Here is a 12,153-nt window from a genome sequence, read left to right on the forward strand (position 1 = left end):
CATAGTGGTATGAGCCAGCAGCGGCATGAGATGCCCCCAGTAGACTGACAGCTCACAGTCCGAATCGGGAGACTCTCGTGGCGCTCGTTGTGCAAAAGTACGGTGGTTCGTCCGTCGCCGACGCGTCCTGCATCAAGCGGGTCGCGCAGCGGATCGTCGCGACGAAAAAAGCCGGCAACGACGTCGTCGTGATCGTCTCAGCGATGGGCGACACGACGGACGAGCTGCTCGACCTGGCCGAGCAGGTGTCGCCGCTGCCCCCGGGCCGCGAGCTCGACATGCTGCTGACCTCCGGCGAGCGCATCTCGATGGCCCTGCTGGCGATGGCGATCGCCAACCTGGGCCACGAGGCGCGGTCGTTCACGGGTTCGCAGGCGGGCGTGATCACCGACTCCACGCACGGCAAGGCGCGCATCATCGACGTGACGCCGAGCCGCATCCGCGAGGCGCTCGACCTCGGCCACATCGCGATCGTGGCCGGGTTCCAGGGCGTCTCGCAGGACACCAAGGACATCACCACGCTGGGGCGGGGCGGCTCCGACACGACCGCGGTGGCGCTCGCGGCGGCTCTGCAGGCCGACGTGTGCGAGATCTACACCGACGTGGACGGCATCTTCACCGCCGACCCGCGCATCGTCCCCCCGGCACGCAAGATCCCCAGGATCTCGTACGACGAGATGATGGAGATGGCGGCCTGCGGGGCCAAGATCCTCCACCTGCGGTGCGTCGAGTACGCGCGCCGGTTCGACCTGCCGATCCACGTCCGCAGTTCGTTCAGCACCAAGGAAGGCACCTGGGTCGTCTCCGACCCTTACACCGAAGGAACCGAGATGGAGCAGCCGATCATCTCCGGCGTCGCGCACGACCGGAGCGAGGCCAAGATCACCGTTGTCGGGGTGCCCGACAAGGTCGGCGAGGCTGCCGCGATCTTCAAAACTCTGGCCGACGCCGAGATCAACATTGACATGATCGTGCAGAACGTCTCGGCCGCGGCGACGGGCCGCACCGACATCTCCTTCACGCTGCCCACGGCCGACAGCTCGACCGCGTTGACGGCGCTGAAGAAGATCCAGGGTGACATCGCCTACGAGTCGCTGCTGTTCGACGACCAGATCGGCAAGGTCTCGCTGATCGGCGCGGGCATGCGGTCCCACCCCGGCGTCACCGCGACGTTCTTCGCGGCCCTCGCCGACGCGGGGGTCAACATCGAGATGATCTCCACCTCGGAGATCCGCATCTCAGTGGTCGTCGGGCAGGACGGCGTCGACGCGGCCGTGGCGGCCGCGCACAGCGCCTTCGACCTCGACGCCGACCAGGTCGAAGCCGTGGTGTACGGAGGTACCGGACGATGAGCAGGCCCAACCTCGCCCTGATCGGCGCCACCGGCGCCGTGGGCACCGTCATGCGCGACATCGTGTCGACCCGTGACGACATCTGGGGCGAGATCCGTCTCGTCGCCTCCCCGCGCTCGGCGGGCAAGACGCTGAAGGTGCGCGGCGAGGACGTCGTCGTCCAGGCCCTCGCCCCCGAGGTGTTCGACGGCATCGACATCGCCATCTTCGACGTCCCCGACGAGGTGGCGGCCGAGTGGGTGCCGATCGCGGCCCAGCGCGGCGCCATCGCGATCGACAAGTCCGGCACGTTCCGCATGGAGCCGGACGTCCCGCTGGTCGTGCCCGAGGTCAACCCGCAGGACGCGCGTCAGCGCCCCCGGGGCATCATCTCCACGCCCAACTGCACCACGCTGTCGATGATGGCCGCCATGGGCGCGCTGCACGCCGAGTACGGCCTCCAGGAGCTGGTCGTCGCCTCCTACCAGGCGGTGTCGGGCGCCGGAGTGGCGGGCCCGGCCCGGCTGTACGACGAGGTCGAGGCGCTGGCCGGCGACCGCTCGGTCGGCCAGGCGGCCGGCGACGTGCGCAAGGTCCTGGCCAACAAGCTGTCCGACGACTCGCCGTTCCCGGCGCCCATCGCGTTCAACGTGGTGCCGTGGGCGGGCTCGTACAAGGACGGCGGCTGGGCCTCCGAGGAGATCAAGCTCCGCAACGAGTCGCGCAAGATCCTCGGCATCCCCGGCCTCAAGGTCTCCGCGACCTGCGTCAGGGTGCCCGTGGTGACCACGCATTCGCTGGCCGTCCACGCCCGCTTCGAGCGGGAGATCACGGTCGCCGACGCCCACCGCGTGCTGGAGGCGGCGCCGACCGTGGTGCTCATGGACGACCCGGCCAACGGGGTCTACCCGACGCCGCTCGACGTGGTCGGCAGCGACCCCACCTACGTGGGCCGGATCCGGCAGGCGCTCGACTTCCCCAACACGCTCGACCTGTTCGTCTGCGGCGACAACCTGCGCAAGGGCGCCGCCCTCAACGCGGCGGAGATCGCCGAGCTGGTCGCGCGCGAGCTGTAGAGCCGGCTCTGCTCGTCGGGCCGCGGCTGTTGGCCGCGGCCCGTTGAGGTTTTTGTGGCTCCTTGCACCTGTTTGCGCTCATGGAGCACAGGGCCGTGTGCGTAGGGCACAGGGCCGTGCGCGTGGGACGCGAGGCCGTGCGCGTGGCGCACAGGGCCGTGCGTGCGGCGCCGTGGGCCGTGGGCCGTGGGCGTGTGTGCGGTGCCGGGTTCTGGGATGGCGCTGCGCGTGCAGGCTCCGTACGCGTGCCGGTGTGGCGGCGTGTGCGTACCAAAACGGGTGGCGCGGTGGCGCCGGGTGCTGGTGTGGTGGTGGCCCGGGTTCTGCCGGGCGGGGCCGTGCGGCGGTGCGACCGGGTGGCCGCGGCGGTCCTGCCTCGATGCGGTGGGACAGGACGGTCCTCACCGAGTGCGCCCCCAGGCGGGCGGCGGAGCCGTCAGCGGAACAGGATGTCCCAGTGGTCCGGCTCGTCGGCGAAGACGGTGCCGGCTTCCGAGCGGTACAGAGGCGAGCCGTCGCCCCGGGTCTCGATGCGCGAGTAGTGGTCGGTGATGTAGCGGTCGATGCAGCGGTTGTGTGCGATGTCGAGCTTGTAGCCGGCGCCGTGGCTGTAGCGGCCCGGCGCGTGGCCCACCTCGGTGCCGCCGGTCACCGTGATCCGGCAGTCGCTCTCCTCCTTGAGCTCGATGATCCGGCTGATCGTCCCGGTTCGGACGGACTCCAGCGACGTACAGGTGAAGACCTTCCGGTTCGTGCAGTGCCCGGACGACTTGTAGCGCATCCCCGCCTCCTCCAGGAAGCCGGCGGCGAGGTCGTGCGACATCCGCACCATCGGCGCGTTGCGGGCGCGGACCTGCTCCAGGTCCGGCGTCTGCGATGCCCGGTGCTTGGCGGAACCCCGTCGCGGGAGGCTGACGGAGTACGACCTGATGATCACTTGCGGTGTCATCCGCTGCTCCCCGTCACCTGTCCTGGGAGCGGCCGCAGCAGCGGACGCCAACGCGATTATGGAGATCTCAATGCCGAGGAACGCGGCCAGCAGGGGCCGCACTCTTCCACGTATCCACATGTCGGTGCCTTTTCGCGGAAATAGCCCTTCCGCCTGAAAACATCAATCCCATGCTTCACACCGGCTAACTCCCGTCTCTCAGGGATTTTGCCTTGTGGCGGCGATCACCGTGCGGCTCCATGACCTGACCCGGTGCGAACCCGTAAAGTGACGAGCGTGTCCGAAGCCCGAAACCGAGGATCGGAGAGCACCCGAGAGGTCATCGTCGAGACGGCATTGCGACTGTTCCGGGAGCGCGGCTTCGACGCGACGACCATGCGCGCCATCGCGACCGAGGCCGGGGTGTCCGTGGGTAACGCCTACTACTACTTCGAGAGCAAGGAGGCGTTGATCCAGGCGTACTACGACCGCGCCCAGACCGAACACGAGGTCGCCTGCCGCGAGCTGCTCGACACGGAGACCTCCTTCGCCGCACGGCTCAGCGGCGTGCTGCGCGAGTGGGTACGCGTGTCGGAGCCGTACCACGAGTTCGCGGTGAAGTTCTTCAAGCACGCGGCCGAGCCCACCAACCCGCTGAGCCCGTTCAGCGCGCAGACCTCGCCGGCGCGTGAGGCGTCGATCGCCATCTACCGGCAGGTCGTCGAGGGCTCGCGCGACCGCATGAACCAGGACCTGCGCGAGGAGCTGCCCGAGCTGCTGTGGCTGCTGTCGATGGGCATGGTGCTGTTCTGGGTGCACGACACCTCGCCCGGCTGTGAGCGCACGTACCGGCTGATCGACGTGACCGTGCCGCTGGTGGACCGGCTGGTGGGGCTGTCGCACCTGCCGGGGCTGCGGGGGATCACCAAGGACTTCATCGCGGCGGTGCACGAGCTGCGGGCGTGAGCCTCTCCGCGACGGCATACCGCCCGGTTGGTATGGTCGCCGGGGTACGGACGCCGAGCCGGAGGCCGCGATGACGGAGCAGACCACCCAGCGCACGACCGGGCACACGACCGGGCACGCCACCCGGCCGAGCTGGGGCATGACCCTTCCCTTCCAGGATCGCTCGCTGGCGGAGTCGCGCGAGCTGGTCGAAGGGCTGCCCGCCCTCGGCTACACCGATGTCTGGTCGGCCGAGGTGAGCGGCGTGGACGGGTTCGTGCCGCTGGCGCTGACCGCGCAGTGGGCGCCCCAGGCGCGGCTGGGCACGGCGATCGTGCCCGTCTCGACGCGCGGTCCGGGCCTGCTGGCCATGTCCGCCGCCACGCTGGCCGACCTGGCGCCCGGCCGGTTCGTGCTCGGCATCGGGTCGTCCTCGCCGGCGATCGTCGAGCGCTGGAACGCGGGCACGTTCGCCAAGCCGTACGCCCGGACCCGGGACACGCTGCGCTTCCTCAGGAGGGCGCTGGCGGGCGAGAAGGTGACCGAGACGTACGAGACGTTCGAGATCAGCGGGTTCAGGCTGGAGCGGGCGCCCGTGGAGCCGCCCAGGATCGTGCTGGCGGCGCTGCGGCCCCGCATGCTGCGGCTGGCGGCCGAGGAGGCGGACGGGGCCATCACGAACTGGCTCGCGCCCGAGGACGTCCGGAAGGTGCGCGCCGAGATCGGGCCGGACACGGAGCTGATCGCGCGGCTGTTCGTGTGCGTGAGCGAGGACGCGGACCGGGTGCGGGCGCTGGCCCGCCGGATGCTCGCCGCGTATCTGACCGTTCCGGTGTACGCGGCCTTCCACGAGTGGCTGGGGCGGGGCGAGGTGCTGCGGCCCATGCGCGAGGCCTGGGCGGCGGGCGACCGGCAGGCGGCGCTCAAGGCGATCCCCGACGACGTGGTGGACGCGCTGGTGGTGCACGGGGACGCTGCGACGTGCCGGGCCCGGATCCGCGAGTACGTGGCCAACGGGCTGGACACGCCCGTCCTCGCGCCCGTTCCCGGCGGTGAGGTGCCGCTGGAGCAGGCCGTACGGGATCTCGCCCCCACCGCCTGACCTCCCGGGGAACTCCGGGCCCCGGCTAACGCGTTATGTCGTGAGAGGCCGGGGTAGAGGGGGCGCATGATGGCGAAAGCAGCACGGGCCGCAGCGGCCTGGCGGGTGTACCGGGACGTCAAGAAGCCCGGCACCCCCGGCGTGATGGCGCGCCTGCGGGCGATCCCGCGACTGATCGGCGCGGTGATGAGCGGCCGGTACGCGGGCATGGGCAAGGGCAAGCTGGCCATGATGGGCCTCGGCGTGCTCTACCTGATCTCCCCGATCGATCTCGTGCCGGACTTCCTCGTCCTGATCGGCGTCGCGGACGACTTCGGGGTCTTCCTCTGGCTGATGGCGTCCCTGCTCGGCGAGAGCGGCCGCTACCTCGACCACGAGCGCAAGGTCGTGCACGGCACGCTCGACGCCTAGACGAGCAGGTCCCGAGGCGGCTAGATCTCCTCCATGCGGAGCCAGGCGCGTGACGGCAGCGGGTGACCGAACAGCCGGGCCGCGTTGCCGTACGCGACCCTGGCGATGTCGGCGGGTGGCAGCGCTCCCAGATTGCGCGCGACGGACTGCTGCGTGTCGGGCCAGGTCGAGTCGGAGTGCGGGTAGCCGCTCTCCTGGAGCACGTGGTCGAGCCCGACCGCCAGCCGTACCCCCGACAGCGCGTGGTCGTTCAGCGTGCCGAAGAAGAAGTTGCGGCGCAGCACCTCGCTGGGCTTGAGGCCGCCGTCCCACTGCGCCTCGCCCGCCACGGGGTGGTCGAGGGCGTAGTCGGCCCGCTCGGCGAGCAGCGGCAGCCAGCCCACGCCGCCCTCGACGATGAGGATCCGCAGGTTGGGGAAGCGCAGCGGCACGCCGGACCACAGCCAGTCGGCGCAGGCGAACATCGCGCTCGTCGGGATCAGCGTGGTGATGGCCTCGATGGGCGTGTCGGGCGAGGGCACGGGCGACCAGCTCGACGCCCCGGTGTGCAGGGCGACGACCGTGCCGGTCTCCTCGCAGGCGGCGAAGAACGGGTCCCAGTGGCCGGTGTGGATCGACGGCAGCCGCAGCCGCGTCGGGAACTCGGGGAACACCACGGCCTTGAACCCGCGCGAGGCGTTGGCCCGGATCTCCTTGGCGGCGACGTCGGGGTCCGGCAGCCAGGGCAGCTGCAGGCCGATGATCCGCTCGGGGTAGGTGCCGGCCCAGACGTCGATGTGCCAGTCGTTCCACGCGCGGACGAGGGCGAGGCCGAGCTCCTGGTCGCGCGTCTTGGCGAACGGCATCCCGGCCTGGTTGGCCAGCATGCCGGGGAAGCACAGGGCCGCCCAGACGCCGGCCAGGTCCATGTCCTCGATGCGCGCCTCGATGTCGTGGCAGCCGGGGCGCATGTTCTCGAACCGGATGGGATCCAGGGTCCACTGCTCGCGGGGGAGGCCGGCGCCGACGTCCATGCCCGCGCACGGGTAGGTGGCGCCGCCGTAGCGCCAGACCTGGTGACCGGCCTCCGTCTCCACGACCTTGGGCGCGACTTCGGCATATTTCTCCGCGAGCCGGCCCTCGAAGAGGTCAGGGGGCTCGATCAGGTGATCGTCGGCGGAGATGATCACATAGTCGCGCCGCCTCGGATCCGGATCGGGGAGCAGCGGCGTAGTCACGCAGGTAACCGTACGACGGCGGGATAACGTCGAACAAGCTGCGACGTCTCCGTTGGGTATCCACCGCGGCTCCGCCGGACGCCCGGCACGGCTCGGTCCCCGGGGCCCGGGACCGCCTGGAGGGGGATGACGGACGGTCCCGGACCGTGTGGGGTCCGCTCCGTGAGGGTGCCGCTCACGCGAACCCCGGGGCGCCCCCTACCCACCGGAGATCGACTCAGTCCGGCTCGCCGGGCCGGCCGCGGGATCGTCCGGGGAGTCGTCGTCCTCGCGGCTCTTCCGGTCGGCCACCTCGCGCCGGATCAGCAGGATCCAGCCGCCGACGGCCACGCCGATGAACAGCCACCACTGCACGCCGTAGGCCAGGTTGAGGCCACCTCCGGCGCCCACGTCCGGGGCGGGGACGGGCTCGGGCGCGGGATCGGTGGCCGGTTTCTGCTGCGTGAGCTCGACGTATCCGTCGACCAGCCGGTACGGCAGGCCCTTGCCGATCGAGGCCGCGTTGATGAGCAGGACCTGGCCGGGCGGCAGGCCGGGGCGGTCCCTGATGCCGCTGGACTCCTCGGTCTCGCTCAGCCGTAGCCTTCCGGTGACAGTTACCTGACCTGCCGGTGGCGGGGGCACGTCCGGCGGGGTGTCGGCGGTCGCGCCGGCCTTCACCCAGCCGCGGTTGACGATCACGGCCCGGCCGTCGCCCAGCACCAGGGGCGTGAGCACGTAGAAGCCTGCCCGGCCGTCCTGGGGACGTCGGCGCACCGCCAGCCCGTGGGCGGCGTCGTAGGTGCCGGCCGCGGTCACGGTGCGGTAGCGGTCGGACTCCTTGACGCTCTGGGCGGCCAGGCTCTCCAGGGGCACCGGCGCGGCCTCGATGTTGGCAGTGACCTGGTGGCTGTTGGCCGAGCGCTCCTCGAACCGTCCGAACTGCCAGCGTCCCAGGAACACGAAGGCGGGGATCACGAGCAGCACCACGACGTGGAGCGCGACCCAGCGGGGCGTCAGCAGGAACCGGTACACCCTTCAAGGGTAGGCACCGCCCCCTGTGCCTCCTCACCTGCCTCGCCTCGCCTCGCGCGACGCGACGGGGACGGACCGTACACCGTCCGTCGTGGCGCGGGCGTGACCTTATCGCAATCCGGTCGAAACCCTTACCGAAAGCCAGTTCATCGCGTACGGTCGTGATTCGTGCCGCGCGGCCCGCACGGGAACCGCGGACTCCCCTCCAGCCGCACCCCCGAGAGGCCCTCCAGCAGCCCCATGACCGTGCTTGCCGCGCCCCCCGAGGGGCACGTGTTCGAGCTGCCCAAGCTCACCGCCCTGCTCCGCCACGCCGTTCCGCGGGTGTTCGAGGGAATGATCCTCCCGGTCGCCGTCTTCTACGTGGGCCTGGTCGTGTCCGGGTTCGCCGGGGGCGTGGTGGTGGCCGTGACCTGGGTGTACGGGGGAGTGCTCTACCGGCTGGTCCGAGGCAGGAGCGTGCCGGGCGGGGTGCTGCTGGCCGCGGGCATGGTGACCGTGCGCGCGGTGCTGGCGTTGCTGGCGGACAGCCCGGTGCTGTTCTTCCTCCAGCCGACCCTGGGCGTGTTCTGCGCGAGCGCGGGCTTCCTGGGGACCGCGCGGGTGCGCAAGCCGCTGGCCCGGCGGGTGGCCGAGGACCTCGTGCCGCTGCCGGCGCAGGTGTTGGAGGAGCCGGTCATGCGGCGCTTCTTCACGCGGCAGTCGCTCGTCTGGGGGTGCGCCCAGCTCGGCAACGCGTCGCTGAGCCTGTGGCTGCTGCTGAGCCAGACGATCGAGACGTACCTGCTGGTCCGGACGTCGGCGGTCGCGGTGCTGCTGTCGGGGGCGGCGCTGCTGACGCTGCTGGACTTCCGCCGCTGCCTGCGCGCCCTCCGCCCGACCGCCTGAGCCGCCGCGAAAGACCGCCGAGTGGGAGCGGTTGGTGCCGTTGCTGCCAGTCGGCGGCCTGCGTGGTGGCCGGTGGAACGTTCACCGGATGGTGATCAACGGGGTGCTCCTAGCCGACCTCGCGTAGGCCGGCCTCGGCCGCCGCCGCGATCCGCTGCCGAACGTCGGCCACGACGTCCGGTGCCGGCGGCTGTGCGTCGAACAGCAGCGTGACCTCCGTGCCGCCGGGACCGTCGAACACCTGCAGCAGCACTGAATCGCGGGGCGGGTCCCAACGGACGTAGCGCCAGCCGAACTCGGTCGCCTCGCGCTCCCGGTTCAGGCCCAAGGCCCGCTGCAGCTTGTCGAGCACGGGGATGTCGAGCAGCCCTCCGAGCCGCTCGCCGTCGAGACGCACCGAGAGTGCCCGCCGCGTGGGCAGCTCCAGTGGTTCCGGCGCCGGGATCGGCTCGGAGGGCTCGGGCCAGATCCTGGTCACGGTGAGCCCGAGCGCGGACGCGGCGCCGAGGATCTGCGCCAGGCACCGGGTGATCTCCGGCTGGGGCAACGGGGGTCCGGCGAAGACCAGCCGGATGTCCCAGTCGTGGTCGGTGGCCCGCCAGAGGGTCAGCCACACCCACTCCTCGGGCGTGTCGCGCAGCGTGCGGTTGCCGAACTCCATGTCCTCGGTGTCGGTCAGCCGCCCCCGCGGGGTGAGGTTGAGCAGCTTGCGGAACCGGTTGAGGCGATGCTGGTCCAGCTGGCCTTGGAGGCGTACGTCGAAGACCGTCTTCATGGGCATGTCAGTCGCCTCCAGGTGTGTGGATCTTTTTGCCCGGGAATCCACCTGCTCGACCTGGTCCAGCACCTCTGGCACGGTGAGCACATGCTGCTCGCCGTCCGGGCCCTCGCCTTGCTGGGTCCACCACCATGAACCCCACCGGCAGGCCGCGCGCCTGCTCGACGGCAGCTTTGGCGCCGTTGACCGCGTCGGCCTGGTTGGCCGCGCTGTAGCCGAGACTGTCGACCACCTGCAGGCCGGCGTCACGCCGATCGAACCGCAGGACCAGGAATTCCGAGTTCGCCAGAGGGCTGCTCACGCCGTTCAGCATGACCTGGCCGTGATGAACGGTCCAGAGGTTGGGATCGTCCCCGTCAGTTCGCTGGCGGGTCGGCTGGCTGGGCGTCACTACCCGCAGGTACATCCAAATCGAGACCGGTCACGGGGAACGCGTACGGCCACTGCCAGACGCAGACCGTCAGCAGATCCAAGAAACAGCTCCTATGCCGTCCGGAGGCGGGCGCCCGGGCCGGGCAGGGCGGTGACCTGGCGGGGACCCTCGACGTCGTGACCCTCCTCGCAGCGCAGGTGGAGCTCGATCGCGGCGCCGCAGTCGCGGTGCGTCAGCAGCATCGGGGGGCCGCCGGCGTCGGTGAGGTGCTTGTCGCCCCAGTGCATGAGCGCCACCAGCAGCGGATAGAGGTCGCGGCCCTTGTCGGTCAGCCGGTACTCGTCACGCTGGCGCTGGCCGGGCTCGCGGTACGGCTCCTTCCGCAGCAGGCCCTCCTCCACCAGCCGGGCGAGCCGGGCGCTCAGGACCTGACGGGGGGCGCCGGTGGCGACCTGCATGTCGGCGAAGCGGCGTACCCCTCGGAACGCCTCACGCAGCACCAGGAACGTCCATTTCTCCCCGACGACTTCCAGGGTGCGCTCGATGGAGCAGTTTTCAGCCCGGAAAGGCAGGATCATGCGTCATATCATACCTGAGTTCAATTGACAGACTCAGGCGTCACGCGGGAAGCTGAGTCCATGTTAGGAACTCAGATTCGCCCGGCCCGCCCCGACGACGTGGAGCGGATCGGGCGCTTCCTGTCCGGGCTCTCCCTGCAGACCCGGACGCTGCGCTTCTTCACCGGCTTCAGCCGCCCGGCCGCGAGCATGGTGCGCGCGCTCGTCGCGCTGGACGAGCGACGGGACGCCCTGGTGGCCACGCTCGACGGCGAGATCATCGGTCACGCCATGAGCTACCGGGGCGGCGCGGCCGACGTGGAGATCGCCGTCGTGGTGACCGACCAGTGGCAGGGACTCGGGCTCGGGCCGCGGCTGATCGACACGCTGCTGCTCAGGGCCGCCGTACGCGGCGCGACGACGGTCGGGATGGACGTCCTGGGGGAGAACCGGCGGGCGCTGAGGATGATCCGCAGGCAGTGGCCCGACGCCACGATGAAGGTCGCTTCCGGGACCGTCGAGGTGACGGCTATGATCAATCGGACGCCCGTATTTGCGGAATAACGTTCTGGTGCATCACCATTGACAATGTGAAGAGCGCCAAGAACGGACGCGACGGGCGTACCCGGATCATCGAGGGAGCCCTGCGCCGATTCAGCCAGGACGGGGTCTCGGCCACCACGCTGGCCAGTCTCCGCGAGGAGAGCGGCGTCAGCGTCGGCAGCTTCTACCACCACTTCGCCAGCAAGGAGCACGTCTTCGGCGTGCTGTACTCCGAGATCCTCGAGGCCTACCAGGAGGCGTTCATCGCCGAGCTGGAGAAGCACGAGTCGGCCCGCGACGGCATCGAGGCCGTCGTCGCCCTCCACATGCGCTGGGCGGGCGAGCACCCCGAGCGCGCCAGGCTCCTCGTGAGCGAGCGGCCGCCGCGCAAGCACGAGCCGGGCGGCGCCGAGGTCGCCGAGCAGCGCAGGGGATTCTTCCGCCGCGTCTCCGACTGGTGGCGGCCGCACATGCGCAACGGCCTGCTCCAGCCCGTGCACCCGACCATGTGCTACGTCCTGTGGCTCGGCCCGGCGCAGGAGATGTGCCGGCTGTGGTTCGCCGGCGCCCACACGCCGACGGAGGAGGAGATCAGAGGGCTGGGCGAGGCCGCCTGGCAGAGCCTGCGCCAGCGCGCCGAGAGCTGATCCGGCAGGGAGCGCGGAAGGCCTCAGGCGACCTGACGGACCCGGGTGGGCACCCGCCAGCACGCCTTGTCGAGGGAGATGTCCAGCCGCAGGTCGCCGCGCTGCCTGCGCAGGCCGGGCACCCGCACGCGGGCGTGCACGTCGAACCGCCCCCGGTGCGGGCAGCCGAAGCCGAGCTCGCCGGGCAGCACCCGGAGGTCGTCGCGGTTGCCGCAGCGCGGGCAGGTCCACGACACCAGGTCCAGGCCGCGGTTGTAGTCGGAGCAGGCGCGGAAGTACTCGTCGGGCACGAACCGGGACTCGCAGGCCAGGCACGGGATGAGCATGGGTTCCGCTCCTCTTG

The 12,153-nt window shown here is 70.8% G+C and carries 14 protein-coding genes; 8 read left to right on the top strand and 6 right to left on the bottom strand.

Annotation, left to right across the window (positions count from 1 at the left end):
- Positions 1-77: 77 nt before the first annotated feature.
- The gene (locus tag AB0H64_RS10275; RefSeq protein ID WP_310707835.1) at positions 78-1,352 is read left to right on the top strand and encodes an aspartate kinase; all 1,275 of its coding nucleotides are present in this window, start codon (positions 78-80) and stop codon (positions 1,350-1,352) included.
- Entirely contained in the window at positions 1,349-2,407 is a 1,059-nt protein-coding gene (locus tag AB0H64_RS10280; protein ID WP_357622501.1) for an aspartate-semialdehyde dehydrogenase, read from the top strand. Before AB0H64_RS10275 ends, AB0H64_RS10280 begins: the two co-directional genes overlap by 4 nt.
- A 436-nt stretch (positions 2,408-2,843) precedes the next feature.
- Here AB0H64_RS10280 and AB0H64_RS10285 read toward each other — a convergent pair whose 3' ends face one another.
- On the bottom strand, positions 2,844-3,356 hold the full coding sequence (locus AB0H64_RS10285) for a hypothetical protein (protein WP_357622503.1): 513 nt from the start codon (positions 3,354-3,356) through the stop codon (positions 2,844-2,846).
- Between the two features lie 276 nt (positions 3,357-3,632).
- On the opposite strand from AB0H64_RS10285, the gene AB0H64_RS10290 reads away from it, so the two are divergent.
- The 3 genes from AB0H64_RS10290 (at position 3,633) to AB0H64_RS10300 (ending at position 5,793) form a co-directional block, all read left to right on the top strand.
- Positions 3,633-4,301, top strand: a complete 669-nt coding sequence (locus AB0H64_RS10290) for a TetR family transcriptional regulator (protein WP_310707838.1) — start codon at positions 3,633-3,635, stop codon at positions 4,299-4,301.
- A 139-nt stretch (positions 4,302-4,440) separates the two neighbouring features.
- Positions 4,441-5,382 carry an LLM class F420-dependent oxidoreductase gene (locus AB0H64_RS10295; RefSeq protein WP_357622971.1) on the top strand — a complete coding sequence of 314 codons (942 nt, stop codon included), beginning with the start codon at positions 4,441-4,443 and terminating at the stop codon, positions 5,380-5,382.
- A gap of 66 nt (positions 5,383-5,448) precedes the next feature.
- A complete protein-coding gene (locus AB0H64_RS10300) occupies positions 5,449-5,793 on the top strand; it encodes a YkvA family protein (protein WP_310707840.1) in 345 nt (114 codons plus the stop codon).
- Positions 5,794-5,813: 20 nt separating this feature from the next.
- On the opposite strand, the gene AB0H64_RS10305 is transcribed toward AB0H64_RS10300, so the two are convergent.
- Together AB0H64_RS10305 and AB0H64_RS10310 are read right to left on the bottom strand one after the other, a co-directional pair.
- A complete protein-coding gene (locus AB0H64_RS10305) occupies positions 5,814-7,010 on the bottom strand; it encodes an amidohydrolase family protein (RefSeq protein WP_357622504.1) in 1,197 nt (398 codons plus the stop codon).
- A gap of 198 nt (positions 7,011-7,208) precedes the next feature.
- Positions 7,209-8,024, bottom strand: coding sequence for an SURF1 family protein (locus tag AB0H64_RS10310; protein WP_357622505.1), 816 nt, complete (start codon positions 8,022-8,024; stop codon positions 7,209-7,211).
- 240 nt (positions 8,025-8,264) lie between these two features.
- Between AB0H64_RS10310 and AB0H64_RS10315 the strand changes: the two genes are divergently transcribed.
- Complete coding sequence (locus AB0H64_RS10315; protein WP_357622507.1) at positions 8,265-8,912, top strand: VC0807 family protein; 648 nt, start codon at positions 8,265-8,267, stop codon at positions 8,910-8,912.
- Between the two features lie 109 nt (positions 8,913-9,021).
- On the opposite strand, the gene AB0H64_RS10320 is transcribed toward AB0H64_RS10315, so the two are convergent.
- The gene (locus tag AB0H64_RS10320) at positions 9,022-9,693 is read right to left on the bottom strand and encodes a hypothetical protein (RefSeq protein ID WP_357622509.1); all 672 of its coding nucleotides are present in this window, start codon (positions 9,691-9,693) and stop codon (positions 9,022-9,024) included.
- A 480-nt stretch (positions 9,694-10,173) separates the two neighbouring features.
- Positions 10,174-10,641: a helix-turn-helix domain-containing protein gene (locus AB0H64_RS10325; protein ID WP_357622511.1), complete on the bottom strand. Its 468-nt coding sequence runs from the start codon at positions 10,639-10,641 to the stop codon at positions 10,174-10,176.
- 60 nt (positions 10,642-10,701) lie between these two features.
- On the opposite strand from AB0H64_RS10325, the gene AB0H64_RS10330 reads away from it, so the two are divergent.
- Together AB0H64_RS10330 and AB0H64_RS10335 are read left to right on the top strand one after the other, a co-directional pair.
- Complete coding sequence (locus AB0H64_RS10330; protein ID WP_357622512.1) at positions 10,702-11,184, top strand: GNAT family N-acetyltransferase; 483 nt, start codon at positions 10,702-10,704, stop codon at positions 11,182-11,184.
- Positions 11,185-11,210: 26 nt separating this feature from the next.
- Complete coding sequence (locus AB0H64_RS10335) at positions 11,211-11,810, top strand: TetR/AcrR family transcriptional regulator (protein ID WP_357622514.1); 600 nt, start codon at positions 11,211-11,213, stop codon at positions 11,808-11,810.
- A 23-nt stretch (positions 11,811-11,833) separates the two neighbouring features.
- Here the strand turns inward: AB0H64_RS10335 and AB0H64_RS10340 are convergent, their stop codons facing one another.
- On the bottom strand, positions 11,834-12,136 hold the full coding sequence (locus AB0H64_RS10340) for a hypothetical protein (RefSeq protein ID WP_357622515.1): 303 nt from the start codon (positions 12,134-12,136) through the stop codon (positions 11,834-11,836).
- Positions 12,137-12,153: the final 17 nt, after the last annotated feature.

The organism is Nonomuraea sp. NPDC050733 (genome assembly GCF_040654215.1).
In the GTDB taxonomy this organism is placed as follows: domain Bacteria; phylum Actinomycetota; class Actinomycetes; order Streptosporangiales; family Streptosporangiaceae; genus Nonomuraea.